At 26.4% G+C, this 15,265-nt stretch carries 13 protein-coding genes and 1 riboswitch; of the genes, 2 read left to right on the top strand and 11 right to left on the bottom strand.

Going from position 1 to position 15,265, the window contains the following annotated elements; genetic code table 11:
- Window positions 1-2 precede the first annotated feature (2 nt).
- The 7 genes from I2H23_RS02780 to I2H23_RS02750 all read right to left on the bottom strand — a co-directional run bounded on the left by I2H23_RS02780 (window position 3) and on the right by I2H23_RS02750 (window position 10,430).
- Window positions 3-566 (bottom strand): propanediol/glycerol family dehydratase medium subunit, encoded by a 564-nt coding sequence (locus I2H23_RS02780; RefSeq protein WP_092926344.1) that lies wholly within the window; start codon window positions 564-566, stop codon window positions 3-5.
- A gap of 13 nt (window positions 567-579) precedes the next feature.
- Window positions 580-2,244, bottom strand: coding sequence for a propanediol/glycerol family dehydratase large subunit (locus tag I2H23_RS02775; RefSeq protein ID WP_166505226.1), 1,665 nt, complete (start codon window positions 2,242-2,244; stop codon window positions 580-582).
- Between the two features lie 181 nt (window positions 2,245-2,425).
- Window positions 2,426-3,430, bottom strand: coding sequence for a PocR ligand-binding domain-containing protein (locus tag I2H23_RS02770; RefSeq protein WP_243248174.1), 1,005 nt, complete (start codon window positions 3,428-3,430; stop codon window positions 2,426-2,428).
- Between the two features lie 135 nt (window positions 3,431-3,565).
- Entirely contained in the window at window positions 3,566-6,790 is a 3,225-nt protein-coding gene (locus I2H23_RS15430; protein ID WP_195581016.1) for a DEAD/DEAH box helicase, read from the bottom strand.
- 143 nt (window positions 6,791-6,933) lie between these two features.
- Complete coding sequence (locus tag I2H23_RS02760; protein ID WP_195237061.1) at window positions 6,934-7,641, bottom strand: metal-dependent hydrolase; 708 nt, start codon at window positions 7,639-7,641, stop codon at window positions 6,934-6,936.
- Between the two features lie 182 nt (window positions 7,642-7,823).
- Window positions 7,824-9,152 (bottom strand): NCS2 family permease, encoded by a 1,329-nt coding sequence (locus I2H23_RS02755; protein WP_092926351.1) that lies wholly within the window; start codon window positions 9,150-9,152, stop codon window positions 7,824-7,826.
- Window positions 9,153-9,230: 78 nt separating this feature from the next.
- Window positions 9,231-9,331, bottom strand: a riboswitch (purine riboswitch).
- A gap of 136 nt (window positions 9,332-9,467) precedes the next feature.
- Complete coding sequence (locus tag I2H23_RS02750) at window positions 9,468-10,430, bottom strand: GIY-YIG nuclease family protein (RefSeq protein WP_195581015.1); 963 nt, start codon at window positions 10,428-10,430, stop codon at window positions 9,468-9,470.
- A 126-nt stretch (window positions 10,431-10,556) separates the two neighbouring features.
- Between I2H23_RS02750 and I2H23_RS02745 the strand changes: the two genes are divergently transcribed.
- Both I2H23_RS02745 and I2H23_RS15220 read left to right on the top strand, forming a co-directional pair.
- On the top strand, window positions 10,557-11,015 hold the full coding sequence (locus I2H23_RS02745) for a hypothetical protein (RefSeq protein WP_092926353.1): 459 nt from the start codon (window positions 10,557-10,559) through the stop codon (window positions 11,013-11,015).
- 41 nt (window positions 11,016-11,056) lie between these two features.
- The gene (locus I2H23_RS15220) at window positions 11,057-11,197 is read left to right on the top strand and encodes a hypothetical protein (protein ID WP_176698692.1); all 141 of its coding nucleotides are present in this window, start codon (window positions 11,057-11,059) and stop codon (window positions 11,195-11,197) included.
- A gap of 147 nt (window positions 11,198-11,344) precedes the next feature.
- Here I2H23_RS15220 and I2H23_RS02740 read toward each other — a convergent pair whose 3' ends face one another.
- From I2H23_RS02740 to I2H23_RS02725, 4 genes are all read right to left on the bottom strand, one after another.
- The gene (locus I2H23_RS02740; RefSeq protein WP_092926355.1) at window positions 11,345-11,950 is read right to left on the bottom strand and encodes a superoxide dismutase; all 606 of its coding nucleotides are present in this window, start codon (window positions 11,948-11,950) and stop codon (window positions 11,345-11,347) included.
- A 278-nt stretch (window positions 11,951-12,228) separates the two neighbouring features.
- Entirely contained in the window at window positions 12,229-12,801 is a 573-nt protein-coding gene (locus I2H23_RS02735) for a helix-turn-helix domain-containing protein (protein ID WP_195581014.1), read from the bottom strand.
- A gap of 338 nt (window positions 12,802-13,139) precedes the next feature.
- On the bottom strand, window positions 13,140-13,436 hold the full coding sequence (locus I2H23_RS02730) for a YciI family protein (RefSeq protein ID WP_195581013.1): 297 nt from the start codon (window positions 13,434-13,436) through the stop codon (window positions 13,140-13,142).
- A gap of 267 nt (window positions 13,437-13,703) precedes the next feature.
- Window positions 13,704-14,912: a S41 family peptidase gene (locus I2H23_RS02725; RefSeq protein WP_195581012.1), complete on the bottom strand. Its 1,209-nt coding sequence runs from the start codon at window positions 14,910-14,912 to the stop codon at window positions 13,704-13,706.
- Between the last annotated feature and the right edge of the window lie 353 nt (window positions 14,913-15,265).

The raw sequence follows: 15,265 nt of genomic DNA, 5'->3' as shown, positions 1-15,265 counted from the left end.
AATTAGAATTTAACTTTTATCTCATTTGGTTTTTTATTTTCTATAATATGTTTCGTTTCTTTTATATGAAGTAATGCAGCTATTGCCATAAACTTAGGTCTAGCCATTTGATCATTTTTAGTTGGTACTGGATTTGGTGATTCTCCCTTTGCGTATTTTGCTGCATTTTTTCCTATTGCTCTAAAAGTATCTAAATCTAAAAGAGGTGCTTGTGGAAAAAGTTCTACATTGTTTAGTGGAAGTAAATCCTTTTGATGTATAACTGTTGTTCCTTTTGATTGAATACCTATACCAATTCCTGAACCACTTAATTTAGCAGCATCATTTGCCATAAATGAGACATCAGAGGTTCTTAGTATTCTAACAACACGAGCATGTAATCCCTCTTCTTCTATACCTGCTATAAGTTCTCTTAATACTTCATCATGTTTTATATTAACTATAGTTTTAGTTTGATATTTTAAAAATGCAGGTCCTATCCCTATAACTACTTCATCTGATCTTGTTCCAACACTAGCTTCTCCCATTTCTTCTATTTGAAGAGTTGGCATTATAAACTTATCCATCTATATCAACTCCTTAATCTATATCTTCTGGTTTTATTACATTAGGTATATTCTTTATTTCATTCCATCTTTCTTCGCTTAATCTATATCCTGTTCCAGGACCTTTATAGTCATTAATGTCATTAACGGCACTTATAACATCAAAGTTTTCATCTAATATAGCTGATGTTTGTAAATAATCACCTGTAACTCTTTGCTTAAGCATGTTTAATACATTATTTGCAACATCATCAAATCCATGTTTACTTAATGCTTTAACTATATCAAGTCCAGTTATTTTATTTTTTAACATTTCTTCTGCTGCTTTTAAATCTTCAACTATGTTTCTTTCTGGCATATCTTTACTTCCATGTGCATAAGTTGCAGCTTCTACCTCTTCATCAGTTACATCAGGGAATCCTAATTCCTTAAATACTGCTTGTATAGCTTTTGCTGCTTTATTTCTAATAGCTATTATTTCCTCTTCACTTACTGGTCTAAGTCCACCATCTACCATTAAATCTCTTTGAAGTATATTATAGTCATCAAAATCTTCTGCATCGAAGTTTGATCCAGCGAACATATTATCATAGTTTGGAACTGCACTATATCCTGAGAATATAAAGTCCGTTCCTGGAAGCATTTGCATTAAAGTTCTCGCAGTTCTTCTTATATCAGAATGTGAGAATGTTTGATCATTTGCAGATGCTACTTCTATATCTAACATAGATGCAATTAGATTTTCTGCAAGTACAGCTCTTATTCCTGATGGAACAGCTCCTGTCATACCTATACAACTAACAGCTCCATTTTGAAGTCCTTGAACTCCAGCACCTTTAGTTATATATATACATCTTGCTTCTAAATAAAGCATTGATTTACCTTCTGCATATCCCATTAATGCTTCTGATCCTGTACCTGATGTATATCTCATTTTTAATCCTCTCGAAGCATAAGCAGATGCTAAAAATGCTTTTGACCAAGGTGTATCATCTCCATCTGTAAATACTGACTCTGTTCCATATACTGAAACTGTTTCAGCATAACTTGTAAGACCTCTCATTCCTAAGTCAAGTTCTGTAGCTTCTTCAACAGAACATTGAGTTAATATCCCTCCACGGCCAACTTGAGAACCTACAAGTATAGCTAATGCATTAAAAGGTGCATATCTAACTATTGCAACAGTAGTTTCTTGTTCTGAAAATCCTCTTTTTGCTGCTTCTGCTGCATCTGCTGCTATTTGAACTGGATTATCTTTTAGATTAGTTACATGGCATTGATTTGACGGAGTTTTTCTTGCTCTAGTCTTTTGAAGTGCCATCATCATCTCAACAACATTCATATGAGATACAACTTCAACAATCTTAGCAGGTGTTATAGCTGTACTTATATCAACTATTTCCTCTCTTGAAACATTTATATCTACTAATTTTTTAGCTATTTCAACTGAATCTAAATTCATGTATTCTTCTGCTTTTTCTAAATTTATAGCGTAGTCTGCTATAAATCTATCTATCATATCAAAATCTTCTCTTTTTTTACTATCTAACTCAACTACCTTACCATTTTCTATCTTTATAGAAGGCTTTGGATCATTTGGGCTACCCATTGCTATTAATCCTTCATCTGCCCACTCTCCAATAAGACCATCTTGATTTACTGGGCGCTTAGCTAAAACTTCAAATCTTTTTGACTTCATATTCTCATCTCCCTTAGTTAAATCGTTTTCTCGGTTTCACTTGTTATAATTTTAACTTATTTTTATATTTATTCCATTACAATATTTTGCCTTTATATGTGATTTTTTTATCAATTTATATGTATTTAAATAAGATTATTTTGTCTTTTATATATTTTTGAATAAAAAAATAGTCCTATATTTAAATAGAACTATTTTTAATATGTAAATCTCTATATTTTTTTGGTGTAATGTTTTCTGACTTTTTAAATACTCTTATAAAATAACCACAATCTTCAAATCCAAGATTTATTGCTATGTTATTAATTGGCTCATCTGTACTTACTAGTAATTCTTTTGCTTTAGATATTTTTTTAGAATTTAAGTAGTTTATAAAATTTAATCCAGTTTCTTTTTTAAACAACTTACTAAAGTAACATTGGCTTAAATTGCAAACAAGTGATATCTTATCCAAAGTTATATTTTCATTTATATTATTATCAATATATTCAATAGCTTGTATTATAGGTGACTTAATTTCATTTTCTTCGTTAATCTTTAAATTAACATTTTCATCTATATTTTCTTCTTCTATTTTTATATTCACTTCTTCTAATTGTTTTTTCTTATTTTCTTCTTTTAATTTATAGCTAGCTTCATTTAATGACATCTTAAGAATTGCTTCTTCCACTATATAGTTACTAATATGAAACATCATTTGTGCTATGGCTTTTATCTTCGTAATACTAACAACAGGTAAGTTTTTATATTCTTTTTCTAGCTCTTTTTTTAAATCTTCACCTAAATTATCAAAGTCTTTATTTACCCGTACAATTTCTTCTAATTCGATATTTTCATTATCTTCAAGTAGAACTTGACCAGCCATAACAGCACCTAAGTATTGATCTCTAACTATTATTGGTGCAGCAAAGTCTACTAAACCTTTATGGCATATATATATATATGAATTTTTCATTCTTACAGATTCTAGTCCACCTCTTGAATCACATTTTTCACAAATGGCTGAATATCTATCTATTTTTCTAATCATAGAACAAAATTTAGTACAATTACTATGATTTGTTATTGCCTTTCCCTCATAATTAACCATTATTATAGCTATTCCTGTAGCTTGTGCTATATCATCTTGTATTTTTTGGAATGATTCTATGTTTATTATTTTTTCTAATGATAATGTATTGTTCAATGTGACACATCCTTTTTACATTTTATAGACTCTTTTTATGTCTTTATTATATTGTTATGTGCAAACTTTTTCAATACCTTAATACTAAGCATACTAAATAAGGAGGAACAATTCGTTCCTCCTTTAATGTTTCATCTATAAACTAAATAGTTCATTAATATCCTCTTCACGTAAACTAGATAATAATGAAGAGTTATTCATATCACCACTTATAATATTTTCAATTAAATCTTTTTTATCATCTTGAAGCTTTATAATCTTTTCCTCAATAGTTCCTTTAGCTATAATCTTTATGACTTCTACAACATTTTTTTGACCAAATCTATGTGCTCTATCAGTTGCTTGGTCTTCAATAGCTGGATTCCACCAAGGGTCAAAATGTATAACAATATCTGCACTTGTTAAGTTAAGACCTGTTCCTCCTGCTTTTAGGGATATTAAAAATACCTTATTTTTATCACCTTCATTAAATTCATTAACAAGGTTTATTCTCTTGTTTGCACTAGTTGAACCATCTAAATAAGAATAATTTATATTCTCTTTATCTAATCTATCTCCTAGATTTTTAAGTACTGATGTAAACTGAGAAAATAGTAATATCTTATGTCCTTCATTTATATTTTCTTTTATTAATTCTAAACAAACATCAATTTTAGAACTTCCACCACTATAGTCTTCTATTAGTATAGATGGGTCTAGACAAAGCTGTCTAAGCTTTGTTAAATATGAAAATATAGTTATTTTATCTTGTTTGAACTCTTCATTTTCCCTTTTTTTGTTTATGTCATTTACAAGTGCTGTGTATGCTTTTTTCTGAGGTTTGTTCATTTCAACGAAGAACTTCTTCTCAATTTTTTCTGGCAATTCTTCTAAAACATCTTTTTTAAGTCTTCTTAATATAAATGGATTTATCATTTTCTTAAGTTCATCTATATTTTTATTATCGCCTTTTATAAATTTTTCTTCAAAAGACCTTCTATTGAATAAATATCCTGGCATTAAAAAATCAAATATAGACCAAAGTTCTATTAAATTATTTTCAATAGGTGTTCCAGTTAAAGCAAATTTAACCCCTGCATTTATATTTTTAACACATTCTGTGTTTTTAGCAAATGGATTTTTTATATTTTGAGCTTCATCTATTACTAAATAATCAAAATACATTTTTTCATAATACTCAAAATCATTTCTAAGAGTTGAATATGTAGTAAGTACTACATCTACTTCACTAATTTCCTTAAATAATTTAATTCTTTGATTTTTATCTCCATGCATAATTAGTACTTTCATACTTGGAGCAAAGTTTTCTATTTCATCCTTCCAGTTATGTACTAGGGAAGTTGGAGTTATTATTAGACTTTTTTTATTTTCCTTTGAAAGTAAAAAAGATATTGTTTGTATAGTTTTACCAAGTCCCATTTCATCTGCAAGTATACCACCAAACTCATAATGATTTAAAGTATTAAGCCACTTATACCCATCTATTTGGTAATCTCTTAATATTGCATTTAGATTTTTAGGTACTTTAATATCTATATTATTAATAGTATTTATTTTATCTGCTATTGATTTTAAATACTCTTTACCACTTATAAATTCTAATTCATCATTTTTTAAAAGTTCATTTAAATATATAGCCTTGTTATTATTTATCTTTAACTTACTACTACTTATATCTTTAGTTAAATCACCAACTAATGTATCTAATAGTTTAAAAAACTCTTGTGCTTTATCATCTTTTAAATCTATTATAGTATCATTTTTAAGCTTGTAAAATCTCTTCTTTTCCTTAAAGGCTTTTAATATTTTTTTGTACTCTTTTTCATCAACATTTTCAATATTAAAGTTAATTTCTAAGTACTTTCTATCTTTATTTTCATTTACACTTGCATTTATATTTGGATTTAATATGTTGTATTTAAACTTATCAGAATAATAAACTTCACCTATTTCTTTTAGTTCTCTTATTTTATCGCTTAATAATATATATAAGTCAAGTTCACTTCCTACAAATACAAATTTATTATCAGTTTCTTCTTCAAATTTTAAATTATTTAAAACTTCTTTTATATTATTTTCTTTGTTAACATCTCTTATTATATAGTAATCTTTATTTTCTTTTTCATTGCCATATATAAATTTTAAATCAAGAATTATCAAATCTTTTTTTCTATCTAAGTAAATCTTAGTATTTAAATCTTTTCTTATCTTTTTACTTATGTTTTCATCAATTGATACATTTAAACTAGCTTGTTCTAACTTTGGTATTACTTTAGTTATAACTTCTTGTACTTTTGATTTATCAAATTTTATACTATTATCTTCTTTTAAATGCTTATAAAAGTGTTTATATGAACTATATTGATTTATTGAAGGTAGGTATATATCTCCATTGTAGAAAAATACATCTGCCTTTTCATTTAAAGGAATTGGCATATTTTCATCACTACTTATAACTAATTTATCATTTTTATCTTCTATATTAAAAGATATTGGTAAGTCTTTATAAAGTATATTAGGTTCATATATTATGTCATCTATTTTTATCTTAATTCTTTTATTTCCTAAAGTAGTTAAAAATCTTTTTAAAGAATCTCCAATTATATTTAAAATTTTTCCTTCTACTAATTCTATTTGATCTTTATCTTTTTGTAATACTTTAAATTGTTCGTTTATAGTTACCATTTCATCTATATATGAAGCTATTGCCTCATCTTGTGATGAAAAAGTATGTTTTTTAGGCTCATATTTAAAGTCTTTTCCATAAGTTATGCTACTTCCAAATTTTCTAGCTTCTGTAAAATCGCTTAGGCTTTTTAAAACATACATCTTATTTTTTCCTATCTTAAATTCAACTTTTGCATATTGTTGATTTGTAGATGTATCTATTAATACCTCTAGATTTATTTTTTCTTCAGTCTCTATACTTTCAAGTATCATATCTTGTGGAGTTTTCTTTTCTATTATATCTATTGTTTCTATACTTTTTATATTTTCATGTAAAGTTTCAAGTGGAAACTCTTCTTTTGATTGTTTTATATCATAAATAGCTTCTAAAAATGTTGCTACTAAGTGTTTACACATATATGGATGACTATTAGACTTTTTATTTTTAATATAATCATCACATGTGCAAGAGGTATCTTCAAGGGCTAAGTTTTCTAGATTTAAAGCTAATTCATTTTTATAGTCTATATATGCCTTAGATCCTTCTACTATTGAATGTATGCATATATATTTACCTTCTATAAATATATTTAGGTTGTATACATTTCCTATTTCATAGTATTCTTGTCCTCTACTCCATCTAGTTATATTAGTTATTTTTTTTGCATTTGAATTTATTTTATCTAGTATCACGAATTCACCCCTAACTACCTTTTACTATTTTGTATTATATCATACATTGTATTCTTTAATACGAGATAAAAGGTCTATCCCAATAAATTAGGCATAGACCTTTTATATATTTTTAAATAATAATCTATATATTATATTAAACTTTAAGTAAACAATATAATTAAACAAAATATTGTTATAATATTACAAATTGCACTTACTATACCTTCGTGCTTACCAGTTTTAATATTTGCCACACTTATTCTATGTTTACTGTATGGGTAAAGTATTGGTACACCTGTTGGGTTTAGCATATCTAAAAGAAGATGGCTAATATATCCAACAGTCACTCCCCAAGCAAATATGTCTAAACTATTATAAATCATATTAGAAAATATTGTACATAAAGCTATTAACACTATTAAAGATGGATATTCTAAATCTAATAACTTTTTTATTTTTTTGTTATGTACAAATTTAGGTCTCATTGAGTTTAGTGCTGTATCTAATGCTATCCATATTAAAAATCCACTAATTATTCCTATTGCTACTCTTGATGTTATGTCTTTAGTATAGAAATTTTTAAGTATATATATGCCACCAAGGGAAAGTATAGCTACTATAAGTGCTGCTACTAAGGTATGTGTAAATCCTCTGTGTTCTGTATGCTTTGCTACAAATTTAGATATTGGCTTTAGTTTTTTACCTACCTCACTACCTTTATGGTCTATATCTGGTAGTAATGCTCCAAAAGATGCTCCTGTAACTAACATTACACCTTGTTCTATTGATATATTTTTAAATCCCCCTAGTGCTACCACTGTAAGAGTTGCTAGTGCTACTCCACCACACTTATGTGTTGTTCCATTCATTATGTTTCTCCTAGTCTATATACTATCTTTTTTTAGCTTATCCTAAAGCTATTAATTGTAATTTTAATACTTATATAATATACACATTACAATCTACTTTAGTCAAATAATTATTATATAATAAAAGAGCTTCTTAAAATATTTAAAATTTTAAGAAGCTCTTTTAATTTTATTTAATTATATTAACTAAGCATTAAATTTAATACAGATAATGCTCCTATTATCCAAAGTGTTAAGCTAATCTTTTCAGTTTCCTTAGAAACAACATGCATTATAATGTATGAAATAAATCCAAAACATAATCCTATGCTAATGCTATAAGTAAGTGGCATTAATAAAACTGTAACAAATGCACTAACAGCAATCTTGCTATCATTAAAGTCAACTTGTCTAATACTTGAAAACATAAATACTCCTACCATTACAAGTGCTGGAGATGCAGCATAAGATGGTACTACACCTAAAAGTGGTGTAAATAATAATGTTACTAAAAATAATGAAGCTGTAACTACTGATGCAAGACCTGTTCTAGCACCAGCTGCTATTCCTGCTGCTGATTCTCCAAAAGTAGTAACAGTACTTGTTCCAAGCATAGAACCTATTAAAGTAGAAGTAACATCTGCATATAACATTCTTGATAATCCTTTTATGTTACCATCTTTATCTTCAAGTCCCATTTGCTTACAACAACTTATTAAAAATGCTAAAGAATCAAACATATCTATAAACATAAATGAAAATATTGGTCCAATTAATGAAAACTTAAGTGCTCCTAATATATCAAGTTTAAAGGCAACTGGTGCTATACTTGGAGGAGCTGAAATTATAGATGTAGGAAGTTCTACATATCCTAATACTATAGATAAAACAGTTGTTACAATAATACTTATTAAAATTCCACCTTTAACTTTTTTAACTTCAAATATTCCCATTAAAACAAGTCCAAATAAAGCTATTAAAACTGTTGGTGTAAAATCAGCTAAAGCAACTAATGTATCAGGATTACCAACTATTACTCCCATACCTTTAAGTCCTACAAATGATAAAAACAATCCAATACCTGCAGCTGATGCTATGCTAAGTTCTTTTGGTATTGCATCTGCAATATATTTTCTAACTCCAGTTATTGCTAAAATTAAAAATATCGTTCCAGATATAAATACAACTCCTAGAGCTTGTGTCCAGTGAACCCCTTCTCCAATAACAAGTGAATATGTGAAAAATGCATTAAGCCCCATACCTGGTGCAAGTGCAAAAGGTGCATTACCTAAAAATGCAAATATTAATGTTCCAATAGCAGTAGCAAGTATTGTTACAGTTATAAGTGCTGATTTATCCATCCCTGCATCAGATAGTATTGCAGGGTTTACAAATACTATGTAGGCCATAGTTAAAAATGTTGTAACTCCACCTATTACTTCAGTTTTTGCATTTGATCCACGTTCAGTGTATTTAAATATTTTATCCAAAAAAGATAAAGATGCCTTACTTTGTTGTTTTTGTGCTATCATACTTTCCTCCTAGATTTTAATTTAAAAAAAGATATATATTCTAATTGAATAGAACATATATCTTACAAATCTAGTCTATAAGTATGTGTAGCTATTCATAGCAAACTCATTTACGGCGAGTTCGTAGAAACATATGGACCATATCACCATATTATACGAATAATATATCTATATTTTGAATTAATTATACATCATTACTGAATTTTTATCAATATTTTTATTTAAAAGTTTGTATTTTTAATAGAACTTTAGTTATATTTTGGTATTTTCATATATATTTTTATGTTTTTTTCAAAAATTAAATTAAAATCCGAACTATTTTATGTAATTGTAAATTATATTCATAAAATCTAAGTCATACTTATCTACACATTCATCAAAATCATCATTTATATAGTTTTTTTCATCTACATTCTCTTTTATATATTTTTCTTTGTCAATTTTATCAATTACATCTTTTTTAACTATCTCTGATTTTATTATTTTTCCTCTATAGATAATATATATTTTATAAGTATCCTCACTAACTTCATTTAATGCAATTTTTATATTTTTGTCTATACTACTATTTATTACTTTTTGCTTATTAATTAAACTTTTTATCTTATCCATATCGTCTTTTATCTTAGATGCTTTTTCAAAGTTAAGACTCTCTATTTCTTTATTCATATTATCTTTTAGTATGCTAAGTATATTATCGCTCTCGCCTTTTAAATCACTTATTACTAATTTTATTATTTTATCATATTCATCTTTAGATATTTTTTCTCTACAAGGTCCTATACATTTATTTAAGTCATAGTTTATACACTTATTCATTTTTTTGCATCTTCTTAATTTATAGTTTTCATTTAGTATTTCTTTTATTTTTTCTAAGTTACTTAACTTTGTATATGGACCAAAGTATATACTATTGTCATCTATTTCTTCAGCTACTTCAAGGTATGGGTAGTCTTTATTTGTATCTATTTTTATATATGAGTAATTTTCATGGTTTTTCATTAGAGTATTGTACATTGGCTTTATTTTCTTTATATACTCACATTCTAGTAATAGTGCATCTAGTTCTGTGTCTGTTTTTATTATTTCTATATCATGTATTCCCTTTACCATTCTTTGTATCTTTCTTGAGTGATTTTTAGAATTTGTAAAGTAGCTTTTTATTCTATCTTGAAGCTTTTTTGATTTTCCTACATATATTATATTGTTATTTTTATCTTTCATAAGATATATACCTGGTGTTTTTGGAAAGCTATTTATTTTTTCTTTTAAATTCATAATATCCTCCAATAGCTTATTTTTTATGATTATACAATAAAAATGTAGATAGTTTAATGATTTATTGATTTAAATGTCTTATTTTGTTAGACTATTATATATTATTGTTTAAAGGAAGGATATATTATGGGGAAAAAAATTTATACATTAATAATTATCGCTGTAGCTATAGTAATTATAGCAATTCCTGTGTACTTCATATATTCTATATTTTTTGTAAAATCTACTTCTAAAAACTTTGAAACAACAGGTATTATTACTGAAATGGAATTTGAAGAGGGTAAATGGGAAACAAAAGAAGTTACTAAAAAGGTTAAACAAGAAGATGGAACAACGAAAAAAGTAAAGGAAAAGAAAAAAATATACGATTATGAAGAATGGGACTTAGAAATTGAATATACTGATAGTGAAGGTAGGGAAAGAGTTTATAAAGAGGAGCCAATCGAAAAGTCTGATTTATATAAAAGCTTAGAAAAGAATAATTTAAAAGTTGGAGATAAGGTGAAGTTATTAATTGAAGAACGTTTTAGAGGGGATTCATTGGTAGGAACAGATATAATAGGTGTAATAGAAGATAAAAAATAAGGAGGAACGATTCGTTCCTCCTTATTTTTTAATATTTCATCATGTCTGGTATAACACCTCTTACTTCACCACAATTTACATCAATATTATATTCATCTGAATTATGCTTTTCATATAGTAGCTTTTTACCTTCATCTACTAAATCAAATATAGCATATGCTAATTCATTTTACAGTATATAATTATCCATTTCACAAAGACTATGATAAATTAGTTAGATAAAATCCCACAGATTTTAGAACCTATTTATAATAAGTGTGAAGTTAAAAATGTTTCTGATGAGGTAGCTCTTACTTATCTTTATATGTTATTTTATCTCAAAATATCATCTACTTCTCATATAATTTTTCGACTTTACTCCAATCAATTACATGCCATATATTTTCAACATACTCAGCTCTACGATTTTGATAGTTTAAATAATAAGCATGTTCCCAAACATCTATTGTAAGTATAGGTGTTAACCCTTGTTCAAGAGTTGTATCTTGATTAGATGTAGCTTTTACATATAAATTTTTATTTTCATCCATAAGTAAAGATGCATAACCTGAACCAAACTTAGATATAGCAAGTTTGTTTAACTCACTCTTTAAGTTCTCAACACTACCGAAAGTATCATTTATCTTATTTAGTAAATCTCCTTTTGGTATTTCGCAAGGGTTTGGAGATAAATTTGCAAAATATAAATTATGATTGTAAACTCCACCACCTTGATTTATTACAGACTGTCTAATTTCTTCTGGTAAACTAGATACATTTTTTAATATATCTTCTAATGTTTTTCCTTTAGTAAATTCTTCATAGCCTTTTAATATATTATTTAGATTATTAACATAAGTTTGAAGATGCTTTCCATAGTGAATTTCTAAAGTATCCTCGTCTATATACGGTTCTAAATCGTGAAATCCATAAGGTAATACTATTTTATCAAACATTTTAAACACCTCTTATTTTAATGCTCGTACTTATTAAAAAACATAAGTATCTAATTCCTATTGATTTTTAGTAAATACTTCATTATTATATTTTTATTTTCTTATATTTATACCCAACTAAAATATATTCAACAACATTTTAGTTCGTTTTCTAATTTTTAATCAATTTTTTATAATATCTAAATCCATTAACCTACTATGTATATCTCCTCTACCTACTGCATCATAATAAACTAAGTGAAATAAATTCATTTCAAATCCATATGTATATTACTCATTTACTTCTCCTTCTTTATCTTATCCTCAGCTTCCTTCATCTTAAGCTCAACAGTAAACAATAAAGCCCTTACAAGGTCATCATAAAACTCCCTCTTAAAATCATCAAAATATGTATAACTATCAAAGCTTATAACACCATTGTTCTTAACACCAAACCTCTTACAATACTCCTTATGGCACATAGAAATAAGCCTTCTGTTAACTCCTAAATCTCTATTTTCATAAAGCACCTTCTTTAACATTTCCTCTTTATCAAGATACTTAATATCCTTTTCCTTAAACATTCCATCTAGCTTTTTCATAGCCTTTTCATATACCTCATCACCAAATTTAATACCTTCTTCATAAGGAGGTGCTGCTTCTATTTCTAAATTAGCATCTTGTGCTACTTCCCAAAAGTCCATTTCAAGTTCATCTATAATACTTGTAAGTATTTTTAAATTAGGTTCTCTTTGCCCTTGTTCATATTTTGCTATTGCATGTTTGCTTATTCCAATCCTTTTAGCTAGTTCTTCTTGAGTTATATTTTTTCTTTTTCTAGCTTCTTTGAGTTTTTTTCCTAAATTATCCATTTTTATCACCCATTAAATAATAACCCATTTTGGGTTATTATTCAATATTATTGGGTTATTTATTAAATAAAAAAGAGGAACGTTTCGTTCCTCCTTATTAATAAATATTAACTATCTTATTCTAAACTCTTTAATTATAGTATAATTGTAAAATATATAAGAATAGAAAACTTACCAAATAAGATATATTTTGTAGAATATATAAACTAAAGAAATAACTGAACTTTAGCATTTATATATTTAAATCACTAAAGTACAGTTATTTTATAGTCTATTTTTAATTTTATCTACCTTTTACATACTAGTTTTATAAATACGTTCAATTAATTTTTTATAAATTAGTTATTAAACCATTCACTAGGCGATTGATTAAAATAATGAGGTAAAAATTCTATAACGTTGTAATCTTGTATACCAGAAAGTTTAAGTGGCTCATTAGATAGGTACTCATCTATTTTTTCAATAGATTCTGCCTTCATAACAAATAGTCCTCCACTCATATTTTCTTTAAGTCCAGCCATTAATATTAATCCTTCATCCATTGCCTTTTGAGAATAAGCCATGTGCTTTTTCATGATATTTTCATCAATTGGATTTTTATTTTTTAGTTTTCCTTCAACAATAAAATACTTCATTTTTATTATGCTCCTTTAACTATGTATGATAAATATATTTGACTAGCATTTCTATAATTAGACTTAACTTATTTAAAATGATAAATACCCTTAAAAATACATTTAAAAACTATTAACTAAACAAAATAAAACAACTCTTTCATAGTTTTTGTAATATACCTACTAAGATAGAGTTTGTAATTAAATTTAGTAAACTTCTACCACCCTTCTTTGCTATACTTATCTATTAATTCTCTATGTCTAGATTTGATAAACGTATTACAACTATTAATTATCATTTTTTATATAATCGATTAAATCATCTAAGGAATTCATATATAAATCTAATGATGTTCCATTTTCTAAATTACTGCTTCCATCTGCATTTAAACCTTTCTCTGCTGTACTTCTAACAACTAGACCACTATTTGGTAATTTAAATACTATAGGGTCAATACCTACGCCGTCCCCACCGCTATTTTCATTTCCTACAACTTTTGCCCATCCACTGTCTTTACAAAATATAGCCAATCCTTCGGCTGATGAAAATACCCCTTTATCTACTAGTAAATATATATTTCCATTATAACCTTCTTTGTTTTTTATACCATCAAATATACTTTCATTAGAAAATTTTAGTTTATATTCAGTGTAATATTTATAATCTTCTATATTTCTCACTTTTTTTAACATATCCTTTTTAGGAAATTCATTTATATCTTTTAAATTATTTCCTCTCGCTTCATAATATTCTTTTGTTATTTTTCCGTCTTTATGAAGTGCATATGTCGTGCTTTCATATGTATTGTTTACAATAGGACTTACTATATGGTCAATCCATAATTTACTATTACCACCTCCATTACCTCTTATATCTATAATATAGTCCTTATAATTATTAATATCTTTATATAACTCATTTATTTTATTAATATCTTCATTAGTAAATTCTCCAAAACTATTAATTTTAATATACGCTATCTCATCATCAATTATCTTTGTTTCTATATTACCCTTATAATTTTTAGAAATCTTTTCATTAATTTTTTTATTTAAACTTTGTAAATTATTATTTTCACCTATGTAGTTTTTCCATTTTTTATTTTTATCTATTAAATCTTTATCATTTAAAACATTACCTTGATAGCTTCCTTTATATAAATTTATATACCAATCTATGCTATCTGGTGATATTAAGTTTGTATGACCATCTCCAAGTAAATTTATTAAAGCGTTCATTTTGTTATAAAATTCTTCATTGCTATTACTGTCTTCTATTTCTTCTTTAAAAACATCATATAAATCTAAGTATTCTGTATTGTATTTATTATAAAATACATCGAAGTTGCCATAATTTTCTTTCATTGTATTTATATAATAATTAAAATCCTCTACTTTTTCTTCTTTAGTTAATTCTTTTAATTTATCATTACTGATACATCCAATTGATAGACCTAATAAAAAAATTATTACAATTAGTTTTATTATTTTCATCATATAATCCCCCTAATTAACCTTAATACAAGTAAAAGAATGTTTTTATATATTTACTTTGAATTTATAAACTTTAGTACCTTCTTTTTATATTTATCATTATAATCCAACCAAATATTAGCATGCTCACTATCATTAACCGTTATTATCTTCTTTTTATCATGAGTAATATACTTATAAATATCCTCCCCCATAAAATAAGGTGTAAGTGTGTCATAATAAAAAATATATATTCTTAGATGAAATTTCATGTGTAATTTGTAATAGCTATAAGCTTCGATTTAAATATAAATAAAAGTTATAACTAAAAAAGAGTATCTCTGTTGAAATTAATATATTTCAGCAAACATACTCTT

Origin of the sequence: Romboutsia sp. BSD2780061687b_171204_C1 (assembly GCF_015560225.1) — a bacterium.
GTDB classification, from domain to species: Bacteria; Bacillota; Clostridia; order Peptostreptococcales; family Peptostreptococcaceae; genus Romboutsia_C; species Romboutsia_C hominis.
The sequence above is the reverse complement of the archived record's forward strand: the minus strand, read 5'-3'. Positions and strand labels throughout refer to the sequence as shown.

What these genes read in the sequence shown, in the direction of transcription:
- I2H23_RS02745 (WP_092926353.1), top strand. Translation starts at nt 10,557, where the DNA reads ATGGGGAAAAAAATTTATACATTAATAATTATCGCTGTAGCTATAGTA.
- I2H23_RS02760 (WP_195237061.1), bottom strand. Translation starts at nt 7,641, where the DNA reads ATGAATGGAACAACACATAAGTGTGGTGGAGTAGCACTAGCAACTCTT.
- I2H23_RS02725 (WP_195581012.1), bottom strand. Translation starts at nt 14,912, where the DNA reads ATGATGAAAATAATAAAACTAATTGTAATAATTTTTTTATTAGGTCTA.
- I2H23_RS15220 (WP_176698692.1), top strand. Translation starts at nt 11,057, where the DNA reads ATGTCTGGTATAACACCTCTTACTTCACCACAATTTACATCAATATTA.
- I2H23_RS02750 (WP_195581015.1), bottom strand. Translation starts at nt 10,430, where the DNA reads ATGAATTTAAAAGAAAAAATAAATAGCTTTCCAAAAACACCAGGTATA.
- I2H23_RS02780 (WP_092926344.1), bottom strand. Translation starts at nt 566, where the DNA reads ATGGATAAGTTTATAATGCCAACTCTTCAAATAGAAGAAATGGGAGAA.
- I2H23_RS02755 (WP_092926351.1), bottom strand. Translation starts at nt 9,152, where the DNA reads ATGATAGCACAAAAACAACAAAGTAAGGCATCTTTATCTTTTTTGGAT.
- I2H23_RS02740 (WP_092926355.1), bottom strand. Translation starts at nt 11,950, where the DNA reads ATGTTTGATAAAATAGTATTACCTTATGGATTTCACGATTTAGAACCG.
- I2H23_RS02775 (WP_166505226.1), bottom strand. Translation starts at nt 2,244, where the DNA reads ATGAAGTCAAAAAGATTTGAAGTTTTAGCTAAGCGCCCAGTAAATCAA.
- I2H23_RS02730 (WP_195581013.1), bottom strand. Translation starts at nt 13,436, where the DNA reads ATGAAGTATTTTATTGTTGAAGGAAAACTAAAAAATAAAAATCCAATT.
- I2H23_RS02735 (WP_195581014.1), bottom strand. Translation starts at nt 12,801, where the DNA reads ATGGATAATTTAGGAAAAAAACTCAAAGAAGCTAGAAAAAGAAAAAAT.